The organism is Streptomyces sp. NPDC104831, assembly GCF_055583025.1.
This window is the reverse complement of record NZ_JBVJOT010000013.1, coordinates 31,664-56,246: the sequence shown is the minus strand read 5'-3', so window position 1 is coordinate 56,246 and position 24,583 is coordinate 31,664. Positions and strand designations below refer to the sequence as shown.

Below are 24,583 nucleotides of genomic sequence, written 5' to 3'. Positions count from 1 at the left end.
CACCCGCACGGCCGTACGCAGTTCAGGCTGCCGTGTCCGTATATCGGTACCGCTTCCGCGAAGTTGCCTGTGTGTTACGGGTGTTCACGGGCGCCCCGCCGGGGCCAGGGACCGCCGGAGGAAGTCCAGCTGGAGGCGGAGCAGGTTCTCGGCGACGGTCTCCTGCGGGGTCATGTGGGTGACCCCGGACAGCGGCAGCACCTCGTGCGGGCGGCCGGCGGCCAGCAGGGCGGAGGACAGCCGCAGCGAGTGGGCGACCACCACGTTGTCGTCCGCCAGCCCGTGGATCACCATCATCGGGCGGTGCGGCTCGGCCGGGTCGACCAGGCCCGCGTCGTCGATCACCGAGTTGCGGCGGTAGACCTCGGGCCGCTCGCCCGGGTCGCCGAGGTAGCGCTCCTGGTAGTGGGTGTCGTAGAGCCTCAGGTCGGTGACGGGCGCGCCGACCACCGCCGCGTGGAAGACGTCCGGGCGGCGCAGCACCGCCAGCGCCGCCAGGTACCCGCCGAAGGACCAGCCCCGGATCGCCACCCGGTCCAGGTCCAGCGGGTACCGCTCGGCGAGCGCGTGCAGCGCGTCGACCTGGTCCTGGAGCACCACGGCCGCCACGTCGTCCCGGATCGCCTTCTCCCAGCCCGGGGAGCGGCCCGGGGTGCCCCGGCCGTCCGCGACGATCACCGCGAAACCCTGGTCGGCGAACCACTGCGAGGTGAGGTGGGCGTTGTGGGCGGCCACCACCCGCTGGCCGTGCGGACCGCCGTAGGGGTCCAGGAGAACCGGCAGGGGAGTGTCACCGGGGTAGTCCCGAGGCATAAGCACGGCGCATGGGATTCGGCGTGCGCCCCCCTCGGTGAGCGTCACCCGCACCGGCAGGCCGGGATCCTCGGCGAACGACCGGATCGTGGCCGCCGGCTCCCCGTCGCACAGCACCCGGACCCGGCTGCCCGGCCGGTCCAGGGCCGCGGACACCAGGACGGTGACGCCCCCGGCGCGCACCGCCGAGTGCACACCGGGCTCCTCCGACACGCGTTCCACGCCCAACTCGTTCACCCTGTACACGTGAACTTCGCCAATCTCCGGCTCGGCGGCCTCCGGACCGGAAGAGGCGGAAACCAGTACGTCGCGGGAACCCACGTCCAGAACCGCACGAATGTGCAACTGCGCGCTGGTCAGCGGCCTTTCCCCGACCGTCAGCACCCGTGCGCCGCCCTCGTCCGCGATGCGGACAAGCTGCCCCGAGGGGCTCCAGCAGGGCACGCCGGCGAAAAGTTCAAGCCAATCTGGGTCCTCGTCGGCGTGCACCATCCGCGTGGCCCCGGAATCGGGGTCCACGGCCAGGAACAGCTGGCCGCGCTGATCGCGAGCCTGCACCAGCAGCAGCGGCGCACCCGCCTCTGACCAGTGCACTCGTGCCAGATACGGGTAGCGCGCCCGGTCCCAGACCACCTCGGTGCGGCTCCCGTCCAGGTGGTAGACGAACAGTTGTACGTCCGCGTTGGGGGTGCCCGCCGCCGGGTAGCGGATGTTGAGTGGCTCACGTTCCGGTCGGGCCGGATCGGCGATCCACCACCGCCGTACCGGCGTGTCGTCCACCCGCGCCACGAGCAGCCGGTCCGAGGTCGGGGCCCACCAGAAGCCCCGCGAGCGCGCCATCTCCTCGGCCGCGACGAACTCCGCGAGCCCGTAGGAGACCTCCGCCGACTCCGGTTCGGCGAGCGCCCGGTCGCCGTCCCCCTCGGCGCCCACCACCCGCAGCGCGCCCCGGGAGACGTAGGCGACATGCCGGCCGTCGGGCGCCGGGCGGGGGTCGATCACCGGCCCCGGAACGCGGAGTTCGCGCGTCGTCCCGGCCCGCAGCTCCGCCGTGAAAAGCCGCCCTGACAAGGCGAAGGCCGCCAGTTCCGCGGAATTGTCGGTGGCATAGCCGACGATGCCGGCGCCGCCCTCCCGGCTCCGTTCGCGGCGGGCCCGCTCCTCGTCCGACAGCTCTTCCGAGGCGCCCTGGAGCAGCGCCCCGGGGTCGGCCGCGAGGCGCTCGGTGCCGCCCGGGAGGTCCAGTACCCACAGGGAGTTGGCGCGGTCGGTGCCCGAGCCGGAGCGCAGGAACGCGACACGCGTGCCGTCGGGCGCCACCGTGAACGCGCGCGGCGCGCCGAGCGTGAACCGCTGCGTCCGCGCGTGCCGGCGGGGGAAGGAGTCAGCCTCGTTCGTCATACCCCGACCATATTGGCCATGCGCCCCCTTGTGCGGCTGTGCGCCGAGCGATGCGCGCACACGGATAGTTATGATCACTACCGCTGTGTGGGTATGAACCTGCTGGCTCCTGCATGGATTTGCTCAACTGATCTAGAACCCGCGTCCCTGGGATCTTTGGAGGTGAGCCGCCGTGGCACTCTCGATTTCGGCGGTGGTGCTGCTGGCGATCATCGTCTTCCTGCTGATCAAGAAGTCAGGGTTGAAGGGCGGCCATGCCGTCGTCTGCATCCTGCTCGGCTTCTATCTCGCCTCCTCGACCATCGCGCCCACGATCAGAGAGCTGACGACCAACGTCGCCGGCATGATCGGCAGCATCAAGTTCTGAGGGCCGGTGTCACCGGGGGCGGAGCGGTGACCTCGTAGGGTGGTGCCATGACGGAACTGCCCGCGCGACGTCTGCTGCTGGTGCACGCGCACCCGGACGACGAGTCGATCAACAACGGCGCGACCATGGCCAGGTACGCGGCCGAGGGTGCGCACGTGACCCTGGTCACCTGCACCCTGGGCGAGCGCGGCGAGGTCATCCCGCCGGAGCTGCGGCACCTGACGGGCCCCGCGCTGGGCACCCACCGGCGCGGGGAACTGGGCGCGGCCCTCGCCGCGCTCGGCGTCACCGACGCCCGGCTGCTCGGCGGCGCCGGGCGCTACGGCGACTCCGGGATGACCGGCACGGCCGACAACGACGACCCCGGCTGCTTCTGGCAGGCCGACGTCGACGAGGCCGCCGGCCACCTCGCCGACGTCATCCTCCAGGTCCGCCCGCAGGTCCTCGTCACCTATGACGACAACGGCGGCTACGGCCACCCGGACCACGTCCAGGCCCACCGCGTCGCCATGCGCGCCGTCGACCTCGCGGCCGAGCGCGGCCACCGCGTCGCCAAGGTCTACTGGAACCGCGTCCCGCGCTCCGTCGCGGAGGCCGCCTTCGCCCGCCTCCAGGACGAGCTGGACACCCTGCCGTTCGACAAGAGCGCGGCCGTGGACGACGTACCCGGCGTGGTCGGCGACGAGCGGATCACCACCGCGATCGACGGCACCGCGTACGCCGCCGCCAAGGCCGCCGCGATGCGCGCCCACGCCACCCAGGTCGAGGTCGCCGGGCCGTACTTCGCGCTCTCCAACGCCCTCGCCCAGCCGCTGTTCACCACCGAGTACTACGAGTTGGTGCGCGGCACGGGCGAGCGCGGGGAGACCGACCTCTTCGCGGGCGTCCAGGCCGCCGGCGGCGGGGAGGCGTCGTGAGCGGCGGCGGACCGGGCTCCTCGCTCGCCCAGCCGCTGCGCCCGCCCACGCCCGGCCGGGCCGCCGCCCTCGTCGGACTGTTCCTGCTCGGCGCGGTCGTGGCCCTGGCCGGCGCCCTGCTGCAGGGCGCCTGGTTCCCCGGCGGGCTGCTGCTCGCCCTCGCCGGCGCCGCCGGGCTCTTCCTCGGCGGCGCGTACGCCACCCGCGGCCGCGGCGGGGCGGTCGCGCCGGCCGCGGGCTGGATCATCGCCGTCGTGCTGCTCACCACCGCGCGCCCGGAAGGCGACTTCCTGTTCGGCGCGGGCGGCGGCTCCTACCTCTTCCTGCTCGGCGGCATGGCCGTGGCTGTGATCTGTGCCACCGTTGGCGCCGCACGGCAACCCGGCGGCGGCTCCGCCCGACTTGGGAAGTGACGTACCACTTCGCCGTGCGGCGCACGTGCGAGTCCGGTGTGGGTTTCCCCAGCGGTCATGGGATACGTGCCGGAAGCGGCCAGTATGGTGGTGCGCGCCGCCGAGCCGCCCGAGCAGTCAGGTCGTAAGGGCGGCGGAGCCAACCGGGAGAACCTGCCTTGAGTCGTGAAACTGACACTCCGTCCTCCGGGCCCAACGGGCGCGGCGGAGCCGCATACCCCTCCGGCACACCGCCGTACGGGACCCCCCTGGCTTCCGACGACGGTACGGGCGCGGGCCGTTCGGGCACGCGGCCGGACGAGAAGAAGACCGAGACCACGCTGACGACCCGGATCCGGATCAACATCCCCGGATCCCGGCCCATCCCGCCGGTCGTCGTGCGCAAGACCGTCGGGGACGGCGAGGGCGCCGGGGACGAGACGCCGGCCGCCGAGCAGCGGCCCGCATCCGACCGCACGCCCGCCGCCGGCGGCACCGCCGAGGCCCCGGCCGAGCCCGCCGGCCAGGCGGAGGAGAAGACCAGCGACTGGTTCGCGCCCCGCAGGGCCGGCGCCCCCAAGGGCGGCCCGGGCGGCACCAACGGCGCCGGGATCCCCGGCGGTTCCGCCGCCCCGGCGCCTTCCCCGGCGGGCCCCCGTACGGGTGGTCCGGGCGCGTCCGCCGCGACCGGTACCGCCGGCGCGCGCCCCGGCGGCCGTCCCGGCGGCGTGGTCGGCTCCATGAGCGTGCCGGGCGCCCGCTCCGGCGGCACCAACGGCAAGGGCCTGGCCGGTGCCACCGGCGGCCCCGTCGCCCCGGGCCACGGCGGCGGCACCGGCTCCTTCGACGTGACCGAGGCGCTGACCGCGGGCCCGCTGGGCGGCGGCTCCCGCCCCGGCGCCTCCGAGTCCGGCGCCCCGGGGGCCGGCGAGCCGCGCCGCGACGACCTGCCGTACTTCGCGGAGGACCGCCCGGCCCACGGCGGCCGGGACGGCTTCGGCGCCGGCCCGGCGGGCGGGAACGGACAGGACGGCTACGGCGGCGCGGCGGGCGGCGCCCCCGCGCACGGCGGCGCCGGCGACTTCACCGGGCAGGGCGGCGCCGGCGGCCCGGGCGGCGCCAGCGGCTTCAACGGCCCCGGCGGGCAGGGCGGCCCCGGCGGACCGCAGGGCCCGGCCGGCCCCACCGGCGGCCCGGTCACCGGCGACGGCACCCTCGTGCCGCGGCCCGGCGAGCCCTTCGACGCGCCCGCGGGCGCCGGCCGCACCGGCCAGGGCGCCCCGCGCAGCGCGCTCACCGACCTCGCCGGCCTCGACGGCCCCGGCGCCGGTCCGGGCGCCCACCCGGGCGGCCGTGGTCCCGGCGGCGGGCTCAGCGACGACACCGCGATCCTCACCCCGCAGAAGCCGGCTCCCGAGCCGGGCACGCCCGGCTACCGCTCCCCGGCCGCGGGCAACGTCTCCGGACAGACCGTCACCAGCGGTATGCCGGTGGCCCCCGGTGCGGGCGGCCCGCCGTTCGGCGCCTCCGGCGGCGGACCGGCAGCGCCCGCCGCGCCCAAGCCGAAGCCCGAGCCGGCCCCGGCGCCCAAGGCGGCGGCCAAGCCGAAGAAGAAGGGCCGCAGCAAGCTCATGCTGCTCGTCGCCGCCGTGGTCGTCGCCGCGGGCGGTGCCTACGGCGCCGGGCTGCTGATGAACCACACCGACGTGCCCAAGGGCACCACCGTGCTCGGCGTGGACATCGGCGGCGGCACCCGCGACGACGCCGTCAAGAAGCTGGACGACGCCTTCGGCAAGCGGGTCGACAAGCCGCTCAAGCTCGCGGTCGGCGGCAGGACCGTCTCCCTCACCCCGGAGAACGCGGGCCTCCAGTTCGACTACCAGGCCACCGTCAGCGAGGCCGCGCACAGCGACTACAACCCGGTCCACGTCGTCGGCTCCCTCTTCGGGCAGAAGCGCGTGGTCGCCCCGGTCATGCCGGTGGACGAGGAGAAGCTGCACGCCGCGCTCCAGCAGGCGGGCGGCGGCTCGGGCGCCGGCTCGGCCACCGACGGCACCATCGAGTTCAAGTCCGGCAAGGCGGTGCCCGTCTACGGCAAGGCGGGCCGGGCCGTCGACGCCGACCGGTCCGCCAAGGCCGTCGAACAGGCCTACCGGGCGCTGGTGGAGACGGACAGCGCCACCCCGGTCACCGTGCCGACCACCACCCGGCAGCCGACGGTCTCCGACGCCGAGGTCGACCGGATGATGAAGGAGTTCGCCGAACCCGCGATGTCGGGCCGGGTGTCCGTCCAGACCGACCCCGCCCACTCCGTGCCGTTCAGCCCGCAGAACTCGCTGTGGAAGTTCCTCCGGGTCACCGCGGTCGACGGCAAGCTGGTCGACAAGCCCGACCTGACCGCCCTCAAGGAGCTGTACGGCCAGGCCTTCGACGGGGTGCTCATCACCCGGGGCAACGGCAAGAAGACGCCCGTCACGCCCGAGGACGTCTACGCCGCGCTGCGCCCGGCGCTGATGAGCAGGATCAACCGGGTCGGGGTCATCGACACCGACCCCAGCTAGTCGTCACCGGGGGGCGCTCCCGCCGACGGGGGCGCCCCCTCGCCGTACCCGTCACCCGGTCCGTATGACATCCGTCATCCGGGATGCGGGACCCACGGCACTGCCCCGCCCCCGGCCCGGGCCGCCAGCATGGGTCCCATGACGACGACAGCGGCACCGGCCACCACCGCCCCGGTGGTCGGGTTCGACCAGGTGACCAAGACGTACGGGAGCGTGCGGGCCGTGGACGGCCTCTCGCTGCGGCTGTACCCGGGCGAGACCGTCGCCCTCCTCGGCCCGAACGGGGCCGGCAAGTCCACCACCCTGGACCTGCTCCTCGGGCTGAAGGGCGCCGACAGCGGCTCGGTCAGCCTGTTCGGCACCAGCCCCCGCGAGGCCATCGTGGCCGGCCGGGTCGGGGCCATGCTGCAGAGCGGCGGGTTGATGGACGGGGTCACCGTCGCCGAACTGGTCGGGCTGGCCTGCTCGCTGCACCCGCGGCCGTACCCGGTCGCCGACGTGCTGGCGCGCGCGGGCATCGCCAAGATCGCCGGCCGCAAGGTCGACAAGCTGTCCGGCGGCCAGGCCCAGCGGGTCCGGTTCGCCCTCGCCACCGCGGGCGACAGCGACCTGATCGTCCTGGACGAGCCGACCACCGGCATGGACGTCTCCGCCCGCCAGGCCTTCTGGGCCACCATGCGCGAGCAGGCCGACCGGGGCCGCACGGTGCTGTTCGCCACCCACTACCTGGAAGAGGCCGACGCCATCGCCGACCGGGTCCTGGTGCTGCACCGGGGCCGGCTGCTCGCCGACGGCACCGCCGCCGAGATCAAGGCCCGGGCGGGCGCCCGCCGCATCTCCTTCGACCTGGCCGACGCGGTCGACGACGGCCTCCTGCGCGCCCTGCCGGCCGTCACCCGGATCGACGTCGCCGGCCGGACCGTCCGCATCCGGTCCGCCGACGCCGACGCCACCGTGCACGCCCTGTACGGCCTCGGCCTCTACCCCCGCAACCTCGAAGTCGCCGGCCTCGGTCTCGAGCAGGCGTTCGTCGCCATCACCGCCGCCGAGGAGGCGAAGCAGCAGTGAACAGCCTGATCAAGCTGGAACTCACCCGCGTCCTGCGCAACCGCAAGTTCCTGTTCTTCTCCGTGATCTACCCCGCTGCCCTGTTCCTGCTGATCGCGGGCAACGCCGACAGCCACACCGAACTCGACGGCACGGGGCTGACCCTGCCGACGTACATGATGGTCTCCATGGCCTCCTTCGGCGCGCTGACCGCCGTCCTGATGGGCAACAGCGAGCGCATCGCCAAGGAGCGCGAGAGCGGGTGGGTACGGCAGCTGCGGCTGACCACGCTGCCCGGGCGCGGCTACGTCCTCGCCAAGACGGCCGCCGCGGCCGTGGTCAGCCTGCCGTCCATCCTGATCGTGTTCGTGGTCGCCGCCGCGGTGAAGGACGTACGCCTCGACGCCTGGCAGTGGCTCGCGCTCAGCGGCGCCATCTGGGCGGGCAGCCTGGTCTTCGCCGCGCTCGGCGTCGCCCTCGGCTACCTCGCCGGCGGTGACGCGGTCCGCCCGATCACCATGATCACCTACTTCGGGCTGTCCATGCTGGGCGGCCTGTGGATGCCCACCACCACCTTCCCGGGGTGGCTCCAGGACATCGCCGAGTGGCTGCCCACCCACGCGTACGCTGCCCTGGGACGGGCCATCGAACAGAGCCAGGCCCCCCGCGCCCAGGACATCGCCGTGCTCGCCGTCTCCTTCGTCCTGTTCGCGGGCGGCGCGGCCTGGCTGTACCGGAAGGACACGCTGAAGGCGTGAGCAGCACGACGACGACGGACGACCGGGACGGCGCGACGCCGCGGCACATCCCCGTGGGCCGGCCGCCCGCCAGCCGGCGCGAGCTGCTGGTCAAGACGCTGTGGATCGGGGTCTGGCTGGTCTTCCTCAGCTCGCCGGTCGAGGACCTGGCGGGCGGCGGCCACTCCACCGCCGCCACCGTGGCGGGCTCGTGCGGCCTCGCCGTCTTCGTCGGGGTCTACCTGGCGATGGTCTTCCGCAACATCGGCCGGCCGTTCTCGCCCCGTGCCGTGCTCGCCCTGGGCGGGGTCCTCGGCGTGCTCGCCCCCGTCCTGGCCTACACCCTCGGCAGCGCCTGGCTGGGCCTGTTCGTCTACCTGGCGGTCGCCTTCGGCACCACCCTGCCGCTGCGCGCCGCCTACTGGGCCATCCCGGCCTCCGCCCTGGTGATGTACCTGATCGGCCTGCACTCCGACGAGAGGCAGGCGCGCGGCCTGGTCGTCCTCGTCCTGCTCATCGGGTTCGCGATGAGCGGCGTCGGCCAGCTCGTGCGCACCACCATCGAGCTGCGCAAGGCCCGCGCCACCGTCGCCCACCTCGCCGCCAACGAGGAACGCCTGCGCCTCGCCCGCGACCTGCACGACCTGCTCGGCCACTCGCTGTCCCTGATCACGCTGAAGAGCGAGCTGGCCGGCCGGATGCTGCCCGCCCACCCGGAGCAGGCGGCCCGGCAGGTCGCCGACATCGAACAGGTCAGCCGGCAGGCCCTGGTCGACGTCCGGGAGGCCGTCACCGGCTACCGGCGCCCCCGGCTGGCCGCCGAACTGGCCGGTGCCCAGGTCGCCCTGGCCGCCGCCGAGGTGACCGCCGAGGTGCCCGCCGACCCCGATCTCGCCGGCGTCCCCGAGGAGGCCGAGTCCGCCCTCGCCTGGGCGCTGCGCGAGGCGGTCACCAACGTGGTCCGGCACAGCGGCGCCGACCGCTGCGCGGTGCGTCTGCTGCGCCGCGAGACGCTGGACGGGCCGGTGCTGGAACTCACCGTCGAGGACAACGGGAGCGGTGGCTCCGGCAAGGGCCCCGGCAACGGTCTGACCGGCCTGACCGAGCGGCTCGAGAAGGCCGGCGGCACCCTGCGCGCGGGCCGGGACGGACCGGGGTTCCGGCTGGTCGCCCGCGTGCCGGCCGCCCCCCTGGGGGACGTAGGATCCGGGGCATGACGAGCACGATCAAGGTCCTGCTGGCCGAGGACCAGTCGATGGTCCGCGAGGCGCTGGCCGCGCTGCTCGGCCTGGAGGACGACATCGAGGTCGTCGCCCAGGCCGCGCGCGGCGACGAGGTGCTCGCCGCCGTCGGCGCGCACGACGTGGACGTGGCGCTGCTCGACATCGAGATGCCCGGCTGCACCGGCATCGAGGCCGCGGCCCGGGTGCGCCGCGCGTACCCCGGCGTGAAGCTGGTGGTGCTCACCACCTTCGGCCGGCCCGGCTATCTGCGCAGCGCCATGGAGGCCGGCGCGGACGCCTTCCTCGTCAAGGACGCCCCGGCCGCCCAGCTCGCCGAGGCGATCCGCAAGGTGCTGGCCGGCGAGCGGGTGATCGACCCCACCCTGGCCGCCGCCGCGCTCGCCGACGGCGCCAACCCGCTCACCGAGCGCGAACGCGAGGTGCTGCGCGCGGCGGCCGACGGCTCCACCAACGCCGAACTGGCCCAGGCACTGCACCTGTCCCAGGGCACCGTCCGCAACTACCTCTCGACGGCCATCCAGAAACTGGCGGCCCGCAACCGCGCCGAGGCGGTGCTGACGGCCCGGGAGAAGGGCTGGCTGTGAACCCCGCGCACGGCGAGCGCCCCGGCCGCCTCAGTTGAGCCTGGCCCGGGCGGTGCCCGCCTCCCGCCGGATCGTGCGCGCCGCCGACTCGTCCACCACCTCGATCAGGTCGGCGTAGGCCTCCAGTTCCTTCGCGCCCGCCGTGAACTGCCCGCGCTGCACCAGCAGCTGCCCGCGCTCGTAGCGCAGCCGCGCCGGATGCGCGGGGACGAGCAGCGCCAGCTCCACGGCACGCAGCGCCACGTCCGACCGCTCCGGCCGCGCCGCCGCCCACGCCCGGATGTTGTTCAGCACCCGCTGCACGACCTCCAGCGGCCGGGCCGGCTCCAGCGCCGAGGGGTCCGGCGGCGCGCCCGTGGCGCCCACCACCAGCAGCTCGGCGTCCGCCCCGGTCAGCACCCGGCCGCCCTCGAAGGGATCGGCCAGCACCCGCTCCGCCGCCGGGCCGAACCCGACCACGAAGTGCCCCGGCAGCGCCACCCCGTACACCGGGGCCCCGGCCCGGCGCGCGACCTCCAGCCACACCACCGACAGCAGGATCGGCAGCCCGCGCCGCCGCTCGAGCACCTCGTGCAGCAGGGAGGACTCCAGCCGGTGGTAGTCGCCGGGCGTGCCGTGGAAGCCGTGGCGGTCGCCGAGCAGCCGGCGGACCGCCTCGGCCCACGCGCGCGGCGAGCCCGGCCGGTACGGCAGTTCGCCCGCCAGCCGGTCCAGCTCTGCCTGCGCGGCGTCGAGGCCGGCGTCGTCCAGCGAGCCGTCCGTCTCGGCGCCGATCAGCAGGCACAGCGCCGACAAGTCCGGCCGCTCGGACCGGGCCTCCTCGGCGAACCGCCGCCGCAGCTCGGCGGAGCGTTCCGGCGGGGGCGGGTACGGGGGCGGCAGATACGGGTGACGCATGACGGCTCGGGCCCTCCCATCGCGGTGCTACGGCTGTCCGGGGGCGGGCGCCCGGTCCGGCGCCCGGTAGTGGTGGTAGGCGTGGTGCGGCAGGAAGCCGAGCGCGCGGTAGAGCGCCCGGGCGCCCTCGTTGTCCGCCTCCACCTGGAGCCAGGCCGCCGAGGCGCCCTCGTCCAGGGCACGCCGGGCCAGCGCGGCCATCACCTCGGTGGCCAGCCCCCGCCGGCGCCGGGCGGGGTCCACCTCGACGGCGGCGAACCCGGCCCACCGCCCGTCCACGGCACACCGCCCGATCGCCGCGGGCGGCTCGCCCGCCCGGGCGCCGGGCACGGCCGCGAACCACACCGACGGGCCGCCGTGCAGCACCCGCGGGGCCGCGTCGCCCGCTCCCGCGCGCCGGTACCGGGCGAGCCACGCCTCGTCCGCCGTCCGGGACAGGACCACGCCCTCGCCGCCGGCCCGGTCCGCGACCGGCGCCAGCGCCCCGGTCCACAGTTCGGCGGTCACCTCCCGCACCCAGCCGCGCCGCTCCAGCTCCGCGCACAGCAGCTCCTGCGTGCCCTCGGCGCCGGTCGCGGTCTGCACGTAGGCGGGCAGGCCGCGCTCGCCGTACCAGCGCCGTACGGCGGCCAGGGCCGCGTCGAGCCCCGTGCCGGGGTCGCCCAGCGGCAGCACGCTGTTGGCGCGCCGGGTGAACCCGGCGGCGGCCCGCAGCTCCCAGTCGCCCAGCCGCTCGCTCTCCAGCGGCGGCCAGGAGCGCGCGGCGACGCGCGCCAGCTCCGGGTAGGTGGCGGCGGGGCCCCTGCGCCGCGCCGGCGCGGCGGGCACCACTTTGCCCGCGACCAGCGCGGATTCGGGAATTCCGACACTTTCCCCGTCCCGGCGTGTGATCATGAGCACGCCACCGTCCCAGGATGTGAGAACACCCACCGTGTCAGTGAACTTCTCCGGTCCGGTACCGGGTTCGCCCAACCGCCGTACAGAGACCCGTTTCCCCACGTCAGCAGGGGTGATTCGGACCTCCAGGCGTCCTGCCGCCGAGATTTCCACTGGTCAGTTCACCCCTCCTGTTCGGATCATGCTCCGGAACGGAGATACTAGGGGCGGGCATCGACGACGCCGCGCTCCCGCGCGCCAGGCGGCGGGCCTGAGGAGGCTCGCCAGCGCCCTATCGAGGAGGAACGACAGCGTGACCTACGTCATCGCGCAGCCTTGTGTCGACGTGAAGGACAAGGCGTGCATCGAGGAGTGCCCGGTCGACTGCATCTACGAGGGCCAGCGGTCCTTGTACATCCACCCGGACGAATGCGTCGACTGTGGTGCCTGTGAGCCGGTCTGCCCGGTCGAGGCGATCTTCTACGAGGACGACGTCCCGGAGGAGTGGAAGGACTACTACAAGGCGAACGTCGAGTTCTTCGACGAGCTGGGCTCGCCCGGCGGCGCCAGCAAGCTGGGGCTGATCGAGCGCGACCACCCCTTCGTCGCCGCGCTGCCGCCGCAGGGCGAGTGACCGTCTGAGCGCCAAGCGGCCGCAACCGCGCCGCCTCGGTCCCGTACGGCCCGATCACCCGATCCGCGCCGCACGGGACCGAGGCGTTTGCCGCACCGTACGAAAGTGAGCCACTGATCGTGTCCGCAGTCTCCGACCGGCTCCCGGTCTTCCCCTGGGACAAGCTGGAGCCGTACAAGAAGACGGCCGCCGCGCACCCGGACGGCATCGTCGACCTCTCCGTCGGCACCCCGGTCGACCCGGTGCCCGAGCCGATCCGGAAGGCCCTGGTCGACGCGGCCGACTCGCCGGGCTATCCGACCGTCTGGGGCACCCCCGCCCTGCGCGACGCGATCACGGGCTGGCTGGAGCGCCGGCTGGGCGCCCGCGGGATCACCCACCGGCACGTGCTGCCGGTCGTCGGCTCCAAGGAACTGGTGGCCTGGCTGCCGACCCAGCTCGGCCTCGGCCCCGGCGACAAGGTCGCCTACCCGCGCCTGGCCTACCCCACCTACGAGGTCGGCGCCCGCCTCGCCCGCGCCCGGTACGAGGTCTACGACGACCCGCGCGACCTGGACCCGGACGGCCTGCGGCTGCTCTGGCTGAACTCCCCGTCCAACCCGACCGGCCGGGTCCTCACCCGGCGGGAACTGACGGACATCGTCGCCTGGGCCCGCGCCCACGACGTCCTGGTCTTCTCCGACGAGTGCTACCTGGAACTGGGCTGGGAGGCCGACCCGGTCTCGGTGCTGCACCCGGACGTCAACGGCGGCTCCTACGAGGGCATCGTCGCCGTGCACTCCCTGTCCAAGCGGTCCAACCTGGCGGGTTACCGCGCGGCCTTCATCGCCGGCGACCCGGACGTCCTCGGCCCGCTGCTGCAGATCCGCAAGCACGGCGGCATGATGACCTCCGCGCCGACCCAGGCCGCGGTCGTGGCCGCGCTCGGCGACGACGTCCACGTGCGGGAGCAGCGCGCGCGCTACGCGGCCCGCCGCGAGGCGCTCCGCTCGGCCCTGCTCGCCCACGGCTTCCGCATCGAGCACAGCGAGGCCAGCCTCTACCTGTGGGCCACCCGCGACGAATCCTGCTGGAGCACGGTCGCCCACCTGGCCGACCGGGGCATCCTGGTCGCCCCGGGCGACTTCTACGGCGAGGCCGGCGCGCGGCACGTCCGCGTGGCGTTCACGGCAACCGACGAACGGGTGCGGGCGGCGGTCTCCCGCCTGACGGCGTAGGCCCGGGCGCGCGGCCGGCGCACCACGGCGAACGGGTGCGGGCGGCGGTCTCCCGCCTGACGGCGTAGGCCCGGGCGCGCGGCCGGCGCACCACGGCGGACGGGGCCCGGGGAACTCCCCGGACCCCGTCGGCGGCCGACGTGCAGGTCAGCCGAGCGGCGACAGGCCCTTGCCCGGCAGGGACGTCGTCGGCAGGCCGCCCTTGGTGAGGGAGTCCGTCGGCAGGCCGCCCTTCGTGGCGCCGGCCGCGGCGTCCCCGAGGACGCCCCCCGCGGCCCCGGCCACGTCACCCGCGGCCTTCTGCGCCACCGGCGCCGTCTTCTTCACGGCACCGCCGCCGGTCTTGCCCGCGGCCGGCACCGCCTGCTCGACGGCCTTGCCGCCCGCGTGGCCCGCGACGGAGGTGACCTGCCGCGCGGCGCTGTCGACGGCGTCGCCGGCGTGCGCCCCGTCCAGCGCGGTCAGCCCGCTCAGGTTGGGGCCGACGTCGGGCAGGTTCGTGGCCGCACCGGCGGAGCCGGCCGCACCGACCCCGGCGGCCGCTCCCGCTGCGACGAGCAGCGCGGCACGGGCGATCCGGCGGGTCAGGGGGAGGGACATGATGCTCCATTCGACGGGAGGTAACGGTGTCAGTCGTCCGAGCCCGTCTCCGGCTCGGACGCCGTGACTACCGCTCGAAGCCCGCGAAGGTTGCGGACGCCCCGGGTAAAGAATGGATAACGCATCGCATTATCAGGTGGGGATAAAAACGGGCAAAGAAGGTTCGCGTCCGCACGGCGCGGAAACCTTCCGGCCCTTGATTCCCAAGGATTTCGACTCCCGGAGGGGCTTCTTCCCCGAACGCCCGTCACTCCACCGGAGCACAACCCGGGGGAGTGAACGGGCGCACTACTGTGCGGCCACGATCCGGACCACCCCGGCGGACCGCTCCGCCCCGGCGGCTCCCTGGGCGGCGACGGGCCGCCACTCGTCGGAGTCGCTCCCCACGGTCCACTCCCGCCCCGCGTACGTCACCCGCTCGATGCGCAGCGCCGAGGAGTGGGCCACCGCCCAGTGCGCCAGCTGCCAGCCCCGCGCCCGCTCGTCCCGCCCGGTGGCGTCCGTCTTCGCGCCCTCGGGCACCGGAACCGTCACCGTCCGCCCGCGCGCGGTGGCGCGCACGCTCGGCGACGGGGACGGCGACGGCACGGGCGTCCCGCCCACCACCGCGCCGGTCTCCTGCAGCGCGTCCCGCCCGAAGTCCCGTACCAGCGCGGCCCGTACCGCGTCCGGTCCGGTCCGCGGCGCCGTGTGCTGCGGGCGCCCGTCACAGGTCAGCGCGGCCGGCGCGCGCCCGGTCAGGGCGGCCGCCAGCAGCGTGGCGTCCGGCTCGTGCTTGGCGTACGCCTCCGGGTAGCCGCTGCGCTGCACCCGCTGCGCGGCCACCGTGAGCGGCAGGTCCGTGTAGTGCGGCACCTCGGCCAGGTGCGCGTAGAAGATGCCCGCCGCGTACGCCGGGTCCATGATCTGCCGCTCGCTGCCCCACCCCTGGGAGGGCCGCTGCTGGAACAGGCCCAGCGAATCCCGGTCGCCGTGCCGGATGTTGCGCAGCCCCGACTCCTGGAGGGCGGTCGCCAGCGCGATGGTCACGGCCCGCTCCGGCATCCCGCGCCCGGTGCCCACGGCCGCGATCGTCGCCGCGTTCTCCGCCTGCTCGGGCGTGAACTCGTAGGACGCCCCGTCGCCGTCGGCGGAGACCACCGCGCAGCCGCGCGCACCCCCGCCTCCGGTGATGTACTGCACCACGAGGTACGCGGCGACACCGCACAGGACCAACAGGGCCGCGGTGCGGCGGAACAGGCGACCGCGGCGCTTCGAAGAAGTGGGGGACGGCTCTGGCACGCGTACAAGGTAGCGGAGCCCGGCCGGTGTCCCGCGTGTGGTCCGCGCGCTCGGCCCGGCGGTGTTCCGGCAGGTGGCGCGCTAGGGTCGGGGCCATGCCCGACACCTCCCTTGACCTCACGCTGGACGCCGCCACGCTCACCGCGCGGCTCGTGGACTTCCCGTCCGTCAGCGGCACCGAGAAGCCGCTCGCCGACGCGATCGAGACCGCCCTGCGGGCCCTGCCGCACCTGACCGTGGACCGGTACGGCAACAACGTGATCGCCCGGACGGACCTGGGCCGCGCCGAGCGCGTCGTCCTGGCCGGCCACATCGACACCGTCCCCCTCGCGGACAACGTCCCCTCGCGGCTCGACGACGACGGCGTCCTGTGGGGCTGCGGCACCTGCGACATGAAGTCGGGCGTGGCGGTGCAGTTGCGCATCGCGGCCACCGTCCCCGCCCCCAACCGCGACCTGACCTTCGTGTTCTACGACAACGAGGAGGTCGAGGCCGAGCGCAACGGCCTCCGGCACGTCGCCCAGGCCCATCCGGAGTGGCTGGAGGGCGACTTCGCGGTCCTGCTGGAGCCCACCGACGGCGAGGTGGAGGGCGGCTGCCAGGGCACGCTGCGGGTGCTGCTGAGGACCACGGGCGAGCGGGCGCACTCGGCGCGCGGCTGGATGGGCTCCAACGCCATCCACGCGGCGGCCCCGATCCTGGCCCGCCTGGCGTCCTACGAGCCGCGCCGGCCGGTCATCGACGGACTGGAGTACCGCGAGGGCCTGAACGCGGTGCGCGTCGGCGGGGGAGTGGCCGGGAACGTGATCCCGGACGAGTGCGTGGTGACCGTCAACTTCCGCTACGCCCCCGACCGCACCGAGGAGGAGGCGATCGCGCACGTCCACGAGGTGTTCGCGGACTGCGGGGTGACGGAGTTCGTCGTCGACGACCACAGCGGGGGCGCGCTGCCGGGTCTGTCCCACCCGGCCGCCGCGGCCTTCATCGAGGCGGTGGGCGGCACCCCGCGGCCCAAGTTCGGCTGGACGGACGTGTCCCGGTTCTCCGCGCTCGGCGTCCCCGCGGTCAACTACGGCCCGGGCAACCCGCTCCTGGCGCACAAGCGGGACGAGCGGGTGGAGACCGCGAAGATCCTCGCGGGCGAGGAGCGGCTGCGCGACTGGCTCACCGCGTAGGGCCCCCGCCGGTGCCGGTGCCCGCCGGACACGCCGACGTCCCCCCTCCGTAACCCGTATGGATCTAGGCTGAGGACGAAACACCCGCAAGCGGAGGGAGCGCACATGGCTACCGGCAACCCCGAGGGGAAGAAGCAGCCGCCGGACGAGCAGCGGCTCGGACCGGTCCTCCGACGGCGGGGCCAGGTCACCGCCAGCACGACCGACCAGCGGCTGCTGGACGAGCGCGCCCCCACCGACTGGGTGCACACCGACCCCTGGCGGGTGCTGCGCATCCAGTCGGAGTTCATCGAGGGCTTCGGCACGCTGGCCGAACTCCCGCCCGCCATCAGCGTCTTCGGCTCGGCGCGGACGCCGGCGGACTCGCCGGAGTACGACGCGGGGGTGCGGCTCGGCCGCGGCCTGGTGGAGGCCGGCTTCGCCGTCATCACCGGCGGCGGCCCGGGCGCCATGGAGGCGGCCAACAAGGGCGCGTGCGAGGCGGGCGGGATCTCGGTGGGCCTCGGCATCGAGCTGCCCTTCGAGCAGGGACTGAACCCCTACGTCGACATCGGGCTGAACTTCCGCTACTTCTTCGTCCGCAAGATGATGTTCGTCAAGTACGCGCAGGGCTTCGTGGTCCTCCCCGGCGGCCTCGGCACCCTCGACGAACTCTTCGAGGCCCTCACCCTGGTCCAGACCCAGAAGGTCACCCGCTTCCCGATCGTCCTCTTCGGCAGCGAGTACTGGGGCGGCCTGGTCTCCTGGCTGAGGAACACCCTGGTGGCCCAGGGCAAGGCCGCGGAGAAGGACCTCCTGCTGTTCCACGTCACGGACGACGTCGAGGAAGCGGTGGCCCTGGTGTCGAAGGAGGCGGGCCGCTAGCGGCGGCCCCGCCGGGCAGCGGGCCGCGGGCGGGGCGCCCGGGGATCAGGCCAGGCCCCGCCGGGCCACCGCGGGGACGCGGTGCCCGGCGATGGCCGCCACCATGTCCAGCACCTGGCGGGTCTCCGCCACCTCGTGCACCCGGTACACCTGCGCCCCGAGCCACGCGGAGACGGCCGTCGTCGCCAGCGTGCCGATCAGCCGCTCCTTCACCGGCCGGTCCAGGCTCTCGCCCACGAAGTCCTTGTTGGACAGCGACACCAGCACCGGCCACCCCGTGGCCACCATCTCGTCCAGCCGCCGCGTCGCCTCCAGGCTGTGCCGGGTGTTCTTCCCGAAGTCGTGCCCGGGATCGATCAGCACCGACTCCCGCGGCACCCCCAGCTCCACCGCCCGCTCGGCCAGCCCGAGGGTCACGTCGAGGATGTCGGCCACGACGTCGTCGTAGGTCACCCGGTGCGGCCGGGTCCGCGGCTCGGCCCCGCCCGCGTGCGTGCACACCAGCCCCGCTCCGTACCGCGCCGCGACCTCCGCGAGGCCGGGGTCCACCCCGCCCCACGCGTCGTTCAGCAGGTCCGCGCCCGCCTCGCACACCGCCTCGCCGACCTCGGCCCGCCAGGTGTCCACGCTGATGACCACATCGGGGAACCGGCGCCGTACCTCCGCGACGAAGCCCACCGTCCGGCGCGCCTCCTCCTCGGCCGAGACCTCCTCGCCGGGACCGGCCTTGACCCCGCCGATGTCGACGATCGCGGCGCCCTCGGCCACCGCCTGCTCCACCCGTGCCAGGGCCGGTTCGTCGCGGAACGTGGCTCCTTGGTCGTAGAAGGAATCCGGCGTCCGGTTCACGATCGCCATGATCACCGGCTCGTGCGGCCCGAATTCCCGCCTGCCCAGCCTGAGCATCCGCCCTGCCCTTTCCTAGTACGTCCCGCTGTACGGCCGCCTGTGACCCTAACTGTCAGACTCGCATGGCACGATCGGACCCTGACAGATACTGCTGCCGGCACAGCGGCCGGTACGAGCGTGGGGACCCCGAGGCAATGGTGATGTTCTTGTTCCTGGTCGTCGCGCTGGCCGTCGTGGTCGCCGCGGTGACCCTGGCCGTGATCGGCGGCGGGGAGAGCGCCCCGCTGCCCGAGGCGGCGCCCGAGCGGCTCCAGGACCCGCTGCCCCCGGACCGCCCGGTGGACCGCGCGGACGTGGAGAGCCTGCGCTTCCCGGTCGCGCCGCGCGGCTACCGCATGGCCGACGTCGACGACGCCCTCGGCCGGCTCGCCGCCGAACTCGCCGAGCGGGACGCCCGTATCGCCGGCCTGGAATCCGCGCTGGCCGGCGCCAGAGCCGCCGCCGCGCCCGACCGGCAGCCCGAACAGCCGCAGACGGACCCGAACGAGGGCCGGGAGGAGCAGCGATGACCAGCCGAGCCGCCATCGCCGGACCGGACGGCGCCCCGCGCTGCCCCTGGGCCCTGTCCACCGACGACTACGTGACGTACCACGACGAGGAGTGGGGCCGCCCGGTCCACGGCGACGACGCCCTCTTCGAACGCCTCAGCCTGGAGGCCTTCCAGTCGGGCCTGTCCTGGATCACGATCCTGCGCCGCCGCCCGGGCTTCCGCGCCGCCTTCGCGGACTTCCGCATCGAGAAGGTCGCCGCGTTCACCGACACCGACCGCGAGCGCCTGCTCGCCGACCCGGGCATCATCCGCAACCGCGCCAAGATCGACGCGACCCTCGCCAACGCGCGCCTGCTCGCCGACTGGGCCGACGGCGACCTGGACGAGCTGATCTGGTCCCACGCCCCGGACCCGGCGACCCGCCCGGCCCCGAAGACCCTGGACGACGTCCCGGCGGTGACCCCCGAGTCCACGGCCCTGTCCAAGGCCCTGAAGAAGCGGGGCCTCAGGTTCGTCGGCCCGACGACGGCGTACGCCCTGATGCAGGCGTGCGGCCTGGTCGACGACCACCTGGAGGCCTGCGTGGCCCGCGGCGCCGCGTAGGACGGCCCCGCGGCCCCCGGCCCTAGCGTCCGAGGTACTTCGGCTTCTCCTTGTTCACGAACGCCTGGACGGCGATGGCGTGGTCCTCGGACCGCCCGGCCCGGGTCTGCAGCTCGTCCTCCTTCTCCAGCGTCTCGGCGAGCGAGTGCGTCAGCCCGTAGGCCACCGCCTCCTTGATCGCCGCGTACGCCACCGTGGGACCGCCGGCCAGCGCCCGCGCCACCTTCTCGGCCTCGGCGCGCAGCTCGCCCGCCGGTACGACCCGGTTGGCGATGCCCAGCTCCAGCGCGGCCTCGGCGCCGATGCTGCGCGGGAAGAGCAGCAGGTCGGCGGCGCGGCCCGGGCCGACCACCCGGGGCAGGGTCCAGGAGATGCCGGAGTCCGCGGTCAGGGCGACGCCCGCGAAGGAGGTGTTGAACGCGGCGGTGTCGGCCACCAGCCGGTAGTCCGCGGCGAGCGCGAAGCCGAACCCGGCCCCGGCCGCCACGCCGTTCACCGCCGCGACCACCGGCTTCGGCGCCCCCGCCAGGGCCCGCACGATCGGGTTGTAGTGCTCCTTGACCGTGCTCATCGTCTGCCCGGCACCGGTCTCCCGGTCACTGGCCAGCAGCCCGATGTGCTCCTTGAGGTCCTGGCCCACGCAGAACGCCCGGTCCCCGGCGGCGGTCAGCAGGATCGCCCGTACGGCCGTGTCCCCGGCCGCCGATTCCGCCGCCTCGCGCAGGGCGGCCTTGGTCGCGATGTCCAGCGCGTTCATCGCCTCCGGGCGGTTCAGCGTGATCGTCGCGAGTCCGTCGCTCACCTCGTAGAGCACGGTGTCGGCCATGGCGTGTCCCCTCCGGAAGAGCCGCTGGTGACGTACCGCTCAGTACGTCCCTGTCTGAGGACAGCATGGCGGAGATCCCCGGCCGGCGGCCGGACCGGACGTGTGACCTGCGTCAAAGAAATGGCGCACGGAGCCGGTCGGAGGATCCTTGCGGGGCGGCGAAGTATCGCAGGCACATCGCCGAATTGGGTGGTTTTGCTCGCGCGCGTTGCCCAAGCGATGCCGACCGACGTTGGTCATCGGGTCCTGCGATGCGGGATAATGGCCAGGAAGCAATGTGTTCGATGCCGGTGTCGCGTGTCCGTTTCGGATGGCGGGTGCCCTCTTCCGGGGGTACCGGCAGACGATGAGCTGGTTTCAGGAAGGGGAACGAGCATGGCGGCCATGAAGCCGCGGACGGGTGATGGCCCGCTCGAGGTGACCAAGGAGGGGCGGGGCATCGTCATGCGCGTTCCGCTCGAAGGCGGCGGTCGACTCGTCGTCGAGCTGACCCCTGACGAGGCCGAGGCGCTTGGCGACGCCCTCAAGAAGGTCGTCGTCTGACGTCCCGATCCTGTCCTTACGCCTGCCCCGGCATCGTACGCGGTGCCGGGGCAGCAGCGTTCCCGGGGGCCGTCGCCGCCCCTGTCACCCCCGCCGGCGCCGTCACCGCTTGACGGCGCACAGCAGCCCGTCGCCCACCGGCAGCAGCGACGACACCAGTTCCTGGCTCTCCCGCACGGTGCGCAGCAGCTCGCGCAGGCGCAGCACCTCGGTGGGCTGGGGCCCCGAGTCGACCGTACGGCCGCCCGCGAAGACCCCCTCGAAGACCACCAGGCCGCCCGGCCGCAGCAGGCGCAACGATTCGGCGAGGTAGTCCGGGTACTCCAGCCGGTCGCCGTCGCAGAACACCAGGTCATAGCCCGCGTCGGCGAGGCGCGGCAGGACCTCCAGGGCGCGGCCGGGGATGAACCGGGCCCGGTTGCTGGCGAAGCCGCAGCCGCGGAAGGCCTGCCGGGCGAACTGCTGGTGCTCCGGCTCGGAGTCCACCGTGGTGAGCACCCCGTCCGGCCGCATCCCGTGCAGCAGGTGGATGCCGGACACCCCGCAGCCGGTGCCGATCTCCGCGACCGCCTTCGCGTCCACGGAGGCGGCGAGCAGTCGCAGCGCGGCGCCCGTGCCGGGCGACACCGAGCGCAGCCCTGCCTCCCGGGCCCGGTCGCGGGCCCAGTGCAGCGCTTCGTCCTCGGCGACAAAGGCGTCGGCGAACGCCCAGCTCGTCTGCCGGTTGGCGGTAATGACCCTCTCCTGTCCCCGTGGTTGCCTGGGCGTGACTGTATCCGTTGGCGGCGGGAACCCGCAGATGAGCCCGTGCGTTTACAGGGAAGAGCCGGTGGCCGTGGACGCGACGGGGGGCGAGAGGTGGGACAGCGCACCGAGCAACTGCTGACGCAGCCGGATGAGCCGGATCAGCGTGTATCAAATTCTCGTAAAACCGCTTATCCGGAGCTAACGGGCGAGGTGGCTATGGTAGGGGCTCCACTGGACACCACCAGAGCCGACAGGGGAGGTGCGGCTGCGCCCGGGGATCGGGGAGGAGTGCTGCGGCGCTTCCTCGGGTCGGCGGGCAGGCCGAAATCCGTGACCGACACCGCTGCTGACAGCCACGCCGCCGGGTCCGCCGCAGGCGACACCCCGACCGCGACCTTCACCACCGACGCGGACGGGCAGGCGTGGACCCCGCCCACGTGGGACGAGATCGTCAGCACGCACAGCGCCCGGGTCTACCGACTGGCCTACCGCCTGACGGGCAACCAGCACGACGCCGAGGACCTCACCCAGGAGGTCTTCGTCCGCGTCTTCCGCTCCCTGTCGACGTACTCGCCGGGCACCTTCGAGGGCTGGCTGCACCGCATCACCACCAACCTCTTCCTCGACATGGTGCGGCGCAAGCAGCGCATCCGCTTCGACGCCCTCGGCGAGGACGCGGCCGAGCGCCTGGCCAGCCGCGAGCCCACCCCGCAACAGCTCTTCAACGACGCGCACTTCGACGCCGACGTCCAGCAGGCGCTGGACACCCTGGCGCCCGAGTTCCGCGCCGCCGTCGTCCTGTGCGACATCGAGGGACTGTCCTACGAGGAGATCGCCGCCACCCTCGGCGTGAAGCTCGGCACGGTCCGCTCCCGTATCCACCGCGGCCGGTCCCAGCTCCGCAAGGCCCTGGCGCACCGCTCCCCGGAGGCCCGCGCGGCCGAGCGGCGCTCCTTCCTCGCCCGGGTCCCCGCTCTGGGGGGAGGGGGCGCGACCGCGTGAGTGGATCCCGGCCGAAACCTGTCGAGGCACGCCTCGCAGAGCAGCACCTGGGAGACCGGCTCTCCGCCCTGGTGGACGGAGAACTCGGTCATGAGTCGCGTGAGCGGGTCCTCGCGCACCTGGCCACCTGCGCCCGGTGCAAGGCCGAGGCGGACGCCCAGCGCGCGCTGAAGAACGTCTTCGCGGAGGCCGCCCCGCCCCCGCCCTCGGCGAGCCTCCTGGCCCGCCTCCAGGGCCTCCCCTCGGGCGGCGGCCCGGACGGCGGCGGCACGCCGTTCGCCGGGGACGGCCCCGGCGCCTCCGGCGGCCCCGGCACCTTCGGGGCGAGGCGCGGCGAACGCCTCCCGTTCGGGTACGTCCCGGCCCGCCCGCACGGCCTGCTCCCGGCCGGCCCGGACGGCGCCGGCCGGCCCCGGGACGACGGTTTCCGCATCCACCCCGTCGGCCGCCCGGACGACGGCCGCTCCGCCTCGCGCGGCCGGCGGTTCGCCTTCGCCGCCGCCGGCGCGGTGTCGCTGGCCGCGCTGGCCCTCGGCGGGGTGACCACCGCCTTCCCCGGCGACCCCGGCACGGACACCCGCGGCGGCTCCGGCATCGTCCCGGTGCGCTCGGCCGGCTCCGGCACGGGCGGCGGCGCGGCCACGCCCGACAGCCAGCGCCGGCGCCCGATGGGGCCGCTGCTCGCCCAGGGCGGCGCGCTGCTCGGGTCGGCCCCGGTGGCGCCGACCACGCTGTCCGCGCCGCTGCTGCCCGGCGTCCCCGCCCCGTCCTCCGGGCAGGCCCGGAGCGAAGGGGTGCGCGGGCTGACCGCGCCGGTCTTCGCCGGGGCGGCCGCCGTCTCCGCGCTGATACGCCCGCTCGGCGACTGGCCCGCGTCCTCCGGAGCCACCGGCTCCGCCCCCCTGACCGCCCCCGTCCCCGACACCGCCTCCTCCGCCTCCCCGGCCCCGCCCCGTTCCTCGCCCTGACCGTCGCCGCGGCACGGCCGGCGCACCTGGTTGAATCCTCACAGGCCGTGCCCGGGGCGACCCGGGACGGCGGACGACGTCCCGTGGCCGCCGCAGCGCGCGGTCGCGGCCCAGCCGTGGGGAGAGCATGAACGAGGGGAACGGTGTGCCGTCGCCGGAAGGACCACGGGGACCGGCGGGGTCGACCCCGGCCTCCCCGGCCCCGCCCCGACCCCCCGCCTCCGACGGCGACTTCGAACTGGCCAAGCCGGCCCCGGCCGCGCCGCACCGCACCGGCACGGAGGCCGTGACCGAGGCGGAGGGAACCGTGGCCGGGACGCGGGCGCCGGGGAGCACCGCAGGCGGCGGGACCGGGGACGAGGGAAGCGCCGCGGGCGCCGTACGGCACCCGGCCACGGCCGGCGAGGCCGCCGTACCCGACCCCGACGAGCCGGTCAGGCCCCTGCACGACCCCGACCCCTACAGCACCCCGCCCTACGGCGAACCCGGCCCCTGGGCCCCCGCGCCGCCCGTGCAGCACCCGGCGGTCACCCCGGCGCACGGCACGCCCGGGCTCGTGGTCCCCGCCCCGTCGTCGGCGTTCCCCGCGCCCGGGGGCACGCCCGCGGCCCAGGTGCCCGCGCCGCCCGTGCAGCACCCGGCGGTCACCCCGGCGCACGGCACGCCCGGGCCCGCGGTCCCCGCCCCGTCGTCGGCGTTCCCCGTGCCCGGGGGCACGCCCGCGGCCCAGGTGCCCGCGCCGCCCGTGCAGCACCCGGCGGTCGCCCCGGGGCACGGCACGCCCGGGCCCGTGGTCCCCGCCCCGTCGTCGGCGTTCCCCGTGCCCGGGGGCACGCCCGCGGCCCAGGTGCCCGCGCCGCCCGTGCAGCACCCGGCGGTCGCCCCGGA

At 74.8% G+C, this 24,583-nt stretch carries 25 protein-coding genes and 1 pseudogene; 18 read left to right on the top strand and 8 right to left on the bottom strand.

The window, feature by feature from the left end; all coding sequences use genetic code 11:
- Positions 1-84: 84 nt before the first annotated feature.
- Positions 85-2,214 (bottom strand): S9 family peptidase, encoded by a 2,130-nt coding sequence (locus ACZ63H_RS11980; protein WP_469863937.1) that lies wholly within the window; start codon positions 2,212-2,214, stop codon positions 85-87.
- A 172-nt stretch (positions 2,215-2,386) separates the two neighbouring features.
- Here ACZ63H_RS11980 and ACZ63H_RS11975 point away from each other — a divergent pair, with 172 nt between their 5' ends.
- The 8 genes from ACZ63H_RS11975 (at position 2,387) to ACZ63H_RS11940 (ending at position 10,063) form a co-directional block, all read left to right on the top strand.
- Positions 2,387-2,581: a hypothetical protein gene (locus ACZ63H_RS11975; protein ID WP_030614868.1), complete on the top strand. Its 195-nt coding sequence runs from the start codon at positions 2,387-2,389 to the stop codon at positions 2,579-2,581.
- Positions 2,582-2,628: 47 nt separating this feature from the next.
- Positions 2,629-3,498 (top strand): N-acetyl-1-D-myo-inositol-2-amino-2-deoxy-alpha-D-glucopyranoside deacetylase, encoded by an 870-nt coding sequence (gene mshB / locus ACZ63H_RS11970; protein WP_469863934.1) that lies wholly within the window; start codon positions 2,629-2,631, stop codon positions 3,496-3,498.
- The gene (locus ACZ63H_RS11965) at positions 3,495-3,911 is read left to right on the top strand and encodes a DUF6113 family protein (RefSeq protein WP_469863932.1); all 417 of its coding nucleotides are present in this window, start codon (positions 3,495-3,497) and stop codon (positions 3,909-3,911) included. The genes mshB and ACZ63H_RS11965 overlap by 4 nt, the downstream gene beginning before the upstream one ends.
- Before the next feature lie 158 nt (positions 3,912-4,069).
- Entirely contained in the window at positions 4,070-6,451 is a 2,382-nt protein-coding gene (locus ACZ63H_RS11960; RefSeq protein WP_469863930.1) for a hypothetical protein, read from the top strand.
- 138 nt (positions 6,452-6,589) lie between these two features.
- Complete coding sequence (locus ACZ63H_RS11955; protein WP_469863928.1) at positions 6,590-7,519, top strand: ABC transporter ATP-binding protein; 930 nt, start codon at positions 6,590-6,592, stop codon at positions 7,517-7,519.
- Positions 7,516-8,256 carry an ABC transporter permease gene (locus ACZ63H_RS11950; RefSeq protein WP_469863926.1) on the top strand — a complete coding sequence of 247 codons (741 nt, stop codon included), beginning with the start codon at positions 7,516-7,518 and terminating at the stop codon, positions 8,254-8,256. Before ACZ63H_RS11955 ends, ACZ63H_RS11950 begins: the two co-directional genes overlap by 4 nt.
- A gap of 47 nt (positions 8,257-8,303) precedes the next feature.
- Positions 8,304-9,452 carry a sensor histidine kinase gene (locus ACZ63H_RS11945; RefSeq protein WP_469864048.1) on the top strand — a complete coding sequence of 383 codons (1,149 nt, stop codon included), beginning with the start codon at positions 8,304-8,306 and terminating at the stop codon, positions 9,450-9,452.
- Complete coding sequence (locus tag ACZ63H_RS11940) at positions 9,449-10,063, top strand: response regulator (RefSeq protein WP_469863924.1); 615 nt, start codon at positions 9,449-9,451, stop codon at positions 10,061-10,063. Before ACZ63H_RS11945 ends, ACZ63H_RS11940 begins: the two co-directional genes overlap by 4 nt.
- Positions 10,064-10,093: 30 nt before the next feature.
- Here the strand turns inward: ACZ63H_RS11940 and ACZ63H_RS11935 are convergent, their stop codons facing one another.
- Both ACZ63H_RS11935 and ACZ63H_RS11930 read right to left on the bottom strand, forming a co-directional pair.
- A complete protein-coding gene (locus tag ACZ63H_RS11935) occupies positions 10,094-10,960 on the bottom strand; it encodes a transglutaminase family protein (protein ID WP_469863922.1) in 867 nt (288 codons plus the stop codon).
- A 27-nt stretch (positions 10,961-10,987) separates the two neighbouring features.
- The gene (locus ACZ63H_RS11930) at positions 10,988-12,010 is read right to left on the bottom strand and encodes a GNAT family N-acetyltransferase (protein ID WP_469863920.1); all 1,023 of its coding nucleotides are present in this window, start codon (positions 12,008-12,010) and stop codon (positions 10,988-10,990) included.
- 139 nt (positions 12,011-12,149) lie between these two features.
- Between ACZ63H_RS11930 and fdxA the strand changes: the two genes are divergently transcribed.
- Both fdxA and ACZ63H_RS11920 read left to right on the top strand, forming a co-directional pair.
- The gene (gene fdxA / locus ACZ63H_RS11925; protein WP_014674796.1) at positions 12,150-12,470 is read left to right on the top strand and encodes a ferredoxin; all 321 of its coding nucleotides are present in this window, start codon (positions 12,150-12,152) and stop codon (positions 12,468-12,470) included.
- Between the two features lie 119 nt (positions 12,471-12,589).
- On the top strand, positions 12,590-13,687 hold the full coding sequence (locus ACZ63H_RS11920; protein ID WP_469863918.1) for a bifunctional succinyldiaminopimelate transaminase/glutamate-prephenate aminotransferase: 1,098 nt from the start codon (positions 12,590-12,592) through the stop codon (positions 13,685-13,687).
- Between the two features lie 147 nt (positions 13,688-13,834).
- On the opposite strand, the gene ACZ63H_RS11915 is transcribed toward ACZ63H_RS11920, so the two are convergent.
- Both ACZ63H_RS11915 and ACZ63H_RS11910 read right to left on the bottom strand, forming a co-directional pair.
- Positions 13,835-14,287 (bottom strand): ATP-binding protein, encoded by a 453-nt coding sequence (locus ACZ63H_RS11915; protein WP_469863916.1) that lies wholly within the window; start codon positions 14,285-14,287, stop codon positions 13,835-13,837.
- Between the two features lie 288 nt (positions 14,288-14,575).
- A complete protein-coding gene (locus ACZ63H_RS11910; protein ID WP_469863914.1) occupies positions 14,576-15,568 on the bottom strand; it encodes a VldE C-terminal domain-containing protein in 993 nt (330 codons plus the stop codon).
- Positions 15,569-15,663: 95 nt separating this feature from the next.
- Between ACZ63H_RS11910 and dapE the strand changes: the two genes are divergently transcribed.
- Together dapE and ACZ63H_RS11900 are read left to right on the top strand one after the other, a co-directional pair.
- Positions 15,664-16,743 carry a succinyl-diaminopimelate desuccinylase gene (gene dapE, locus ACZ63H_RS11905; protein WP_469863912.1) on the top strand — a complete coding sequence of 360 codons (1,080 nt, stop codon included), beginning with the start codon at positions 15,664-15,666 and terminating at the stop codon, positions 16,741-16,743.
- A 105-nt stretch (positions 16,744-16,848) separates the two neighbouring features.
- Entirely contained in the window at positions 16,849-17,607 is a 759-nt protein-coding gene (locus ACZ63H_RS11900) for an LOG family protein (RefSeq protein WP_469863910.1), read from the top strand.
- Between the two features lie 45 nt (positions 17,608-17,652).
- On the opposite strand, the gene folP is transcribed toward ACZ63H_RS11900, so the two are convergent.
- A complete protein-coding gene (folP, locus tag ACZ63H_RS11895) occupies positions 17,653-18,513 on the bottom strand; it encodes a dihydropteroate synthase (RefSeq protein WP_469863908.1) in 861 nt (286 codons plus the stop codon).
- A 137-nt stretch (positions 18,514-18,650) separates the two neighbouring features.
- Here folP and ACZ63H_RS11890 point away from each other — a divergent pair, with 137 nt between their 5' ends.
- Positions 18,651-19,025 (top strand): DivIVA domain-containing protein, encoded by a 375-nt coding sequence (locus ACZ63H_RS11890; RefSeq protein ID WP_469863906.1) that lies wholly within the window; start codon positions 18,651-18,653, stop codon positions 19,023-19,025.
- Complete coding sequence (locus ACZ63H_RS11885; protein WP_467933386.1) at positions 19,022-19,609, top strand: DNA-3-methyladenine glycosylase I; 588 nt, start codon at positions 19,022-19,024, stop codon at positions 19,607-19,609. Before ACZ63H_RS11890 ends, ACZ63H_RS11885 begins: the two co-directional genes overlap by 4 nt.
- A gap of 22 nt (positions 19,610-19,631) precedes the next feature.
- Here the strand turns inward: ACZ63H_RS11885 and chcB are convergent, their stop codons facing one another.
- Positions 19,632-20,435, bottom strand: a complete 804-nt coding sequence (gene chcB, locus ACZ63H_RS11880) for a 2-cyclohexenylcarbonyl CoA isomerase (protein ID WP_469863904.1) — start codon at positions 20,433-20,435, stop codon at positions 19,632-19,634.
- A 375-nt stretch (positions 20,436-20,810) separates the two neighbouring features.
- Here chcB and ACZ63H_RS11875 point away from each other — a divergent pair, with 375 nt between their 5' ends.
- A complete protein-coding gene (locus ACZ63H_RS11875; protein WP_018544333.1) occupies positions 20,811-20,978 on the top strand; it encodes a DUF3117 domain-containing protein in 168 nt (55 codons plus the stop codon).
- 102 nt (positions 20,979-21,080) lie between these two features.
- On the opposite strand, the gene ACZ63H_RS11870 is transcribed toward ACZ63H_RS11875, so the two are convergent.
- Entirely contained in the window at positions 21,081-21,779 is a 699-nt protein-coding gene (locus ACZ63H_RS11870; protein ID WP_467933432.1) for an O-methyltransferase, read from the bottom strand.
- Between the two features lie 234 nt (positions 21,780-22,013).
- Between ACZ63H_RS11870 and sigE the strand changes: the two genes are divergently transcribed.
- The 3 genes and pseudogenes from sigE to ACZ63H_RS11855 all read left to right on the top strand — a co-directional run.
- Complete coding sequence (sigE, locus tag ACZ63H_RS11865; protein ID WP_469863902.1) at positions 22,014-22,727, top strand: RNA polymerase sigma factor SigE; 714 nt, start codon at positions 22,014-22,016, stop codon at positions 22,725-22,727.
- A complete protein-coding gene (locus ACZ63H_RS11860) occupies positions 22,724-23,695 on the top strand; it encodes a zf-HC2 domain-containing protein (RefSeq protein ID WP_469863900.1) in 972 nt (323 codons plus the stop codon). The genes sigE and ACZ63H_RS11860 overlap by 4 nt, the downstream gene beginning before the upstream one ends.
- A 127-nt stretch (positions 23,696-23,822) precedes the next feature.
- Positions 23,823-24,583 (top strand): annotated as a pseudogene (locus ACZ63H_RS11855) (hypothetical protein); the annotation flags it as partial.

What these genes read in the sequence shown, in the direction of transcription:
- ACZ63H_RS11980 (WP_469863937.1), bottom strand. Translation starts at nt 2,214, where the DNA reads ATGACGAACGAGGCTGACTCCTTCCCCCGCCGGCACGCGCGGACGCAG.
- mshB (WP_469863934.1), top strand. Translation starts at nt 2,629, where the DNA reads ATGACGGAACTGCCCGCGCGACGTCTGCTGCTGGTGCACGCGCACCCG.
- ACZ63H_RS11955 (WP_469863928.1), top strand. Translation starts at nt 6,590, where the DNA reads ATGACGACGACAGCGGCACCGGCCACCACCGCCCCGGTGGTCGGGTTC.
- ACZ63H_RS11940 (WP_469863924.1), top strand. Translation starts at nt 9,449, where the DNA reads ATGACGAGCACGATCAAGGTCCTGCTGGCCGAGGACCAGTCGATGGTC.
- ACZ63H_RS11935 (WP_469863922.1), bottom strand. Translation starts at nt 10,960, where the DNA reads ATGCGTCACCCGTATCTGCCGCCCCCGTACCCGCCCCCGCCGGAACGC.
- ACZ63H_RS11915 (WP_469863916.1), bottom strand. Translation starts at nt 14,287, where the DNA reads ATGTCCCTCCCCCTGACCCGCCGGATCGCCCGTGCCGCGCTGCTCGTC.
- dapE (WP_469863912.1), top strand. Translation starts at nt 15,664, where the DNA reads ATGCCCGACACCTCCCTTGACCTCACGCTGGACGCCGCCACGCTCACC.
- ACZ63H_RS11900 (WP_469863910.1), top strand. Translation starts at nt 16,849, where the DNA reads ATGGCTACCGGCAACCCCGAGGGGAAGAAGCAGCCGCCGGACGAGCAG.
- folP (WP_469863908.1), bottom strand. Translation starts at nt 18,513, where the DNA reads ATGCTCAGGCTGGGCAGGCGGGAATTCGGGCCGCACGAGCCGGTGATC.
- ACZ63H_RS11890 (WP_469863906.1), top strand. Translation starts at nt 18,651, where the DNA reads ATGGTGATGTTCTTGTTCCTGGTCGTCGCGCTGGCCGTCGTGGTCGCC.
- ACZ63H_RS11885 (WP_467933386.1), top strand. Translation starts at nt 19,022, where the DNA reads ATGACCAGCCGAGCCGCCATCGCCGGACCGGACGGCGCCCCGCGCTGC.
- chcB (WP_469863904.1), bottom strand. Translation starts at nt 20,435, where the DNA reads ATGGCCGACACCGTGCTCTACGAGGTGAGCGACGGACTCGCGACGATC.
- ACZ63H_RS11875 (WP_018544333.1), top strand. Translation starts at nt 20,811, where the DNA reads ATGGCGGCCATGAAGCCGCGGACGGGTGATGGCCCGCTCGAGGTGACC.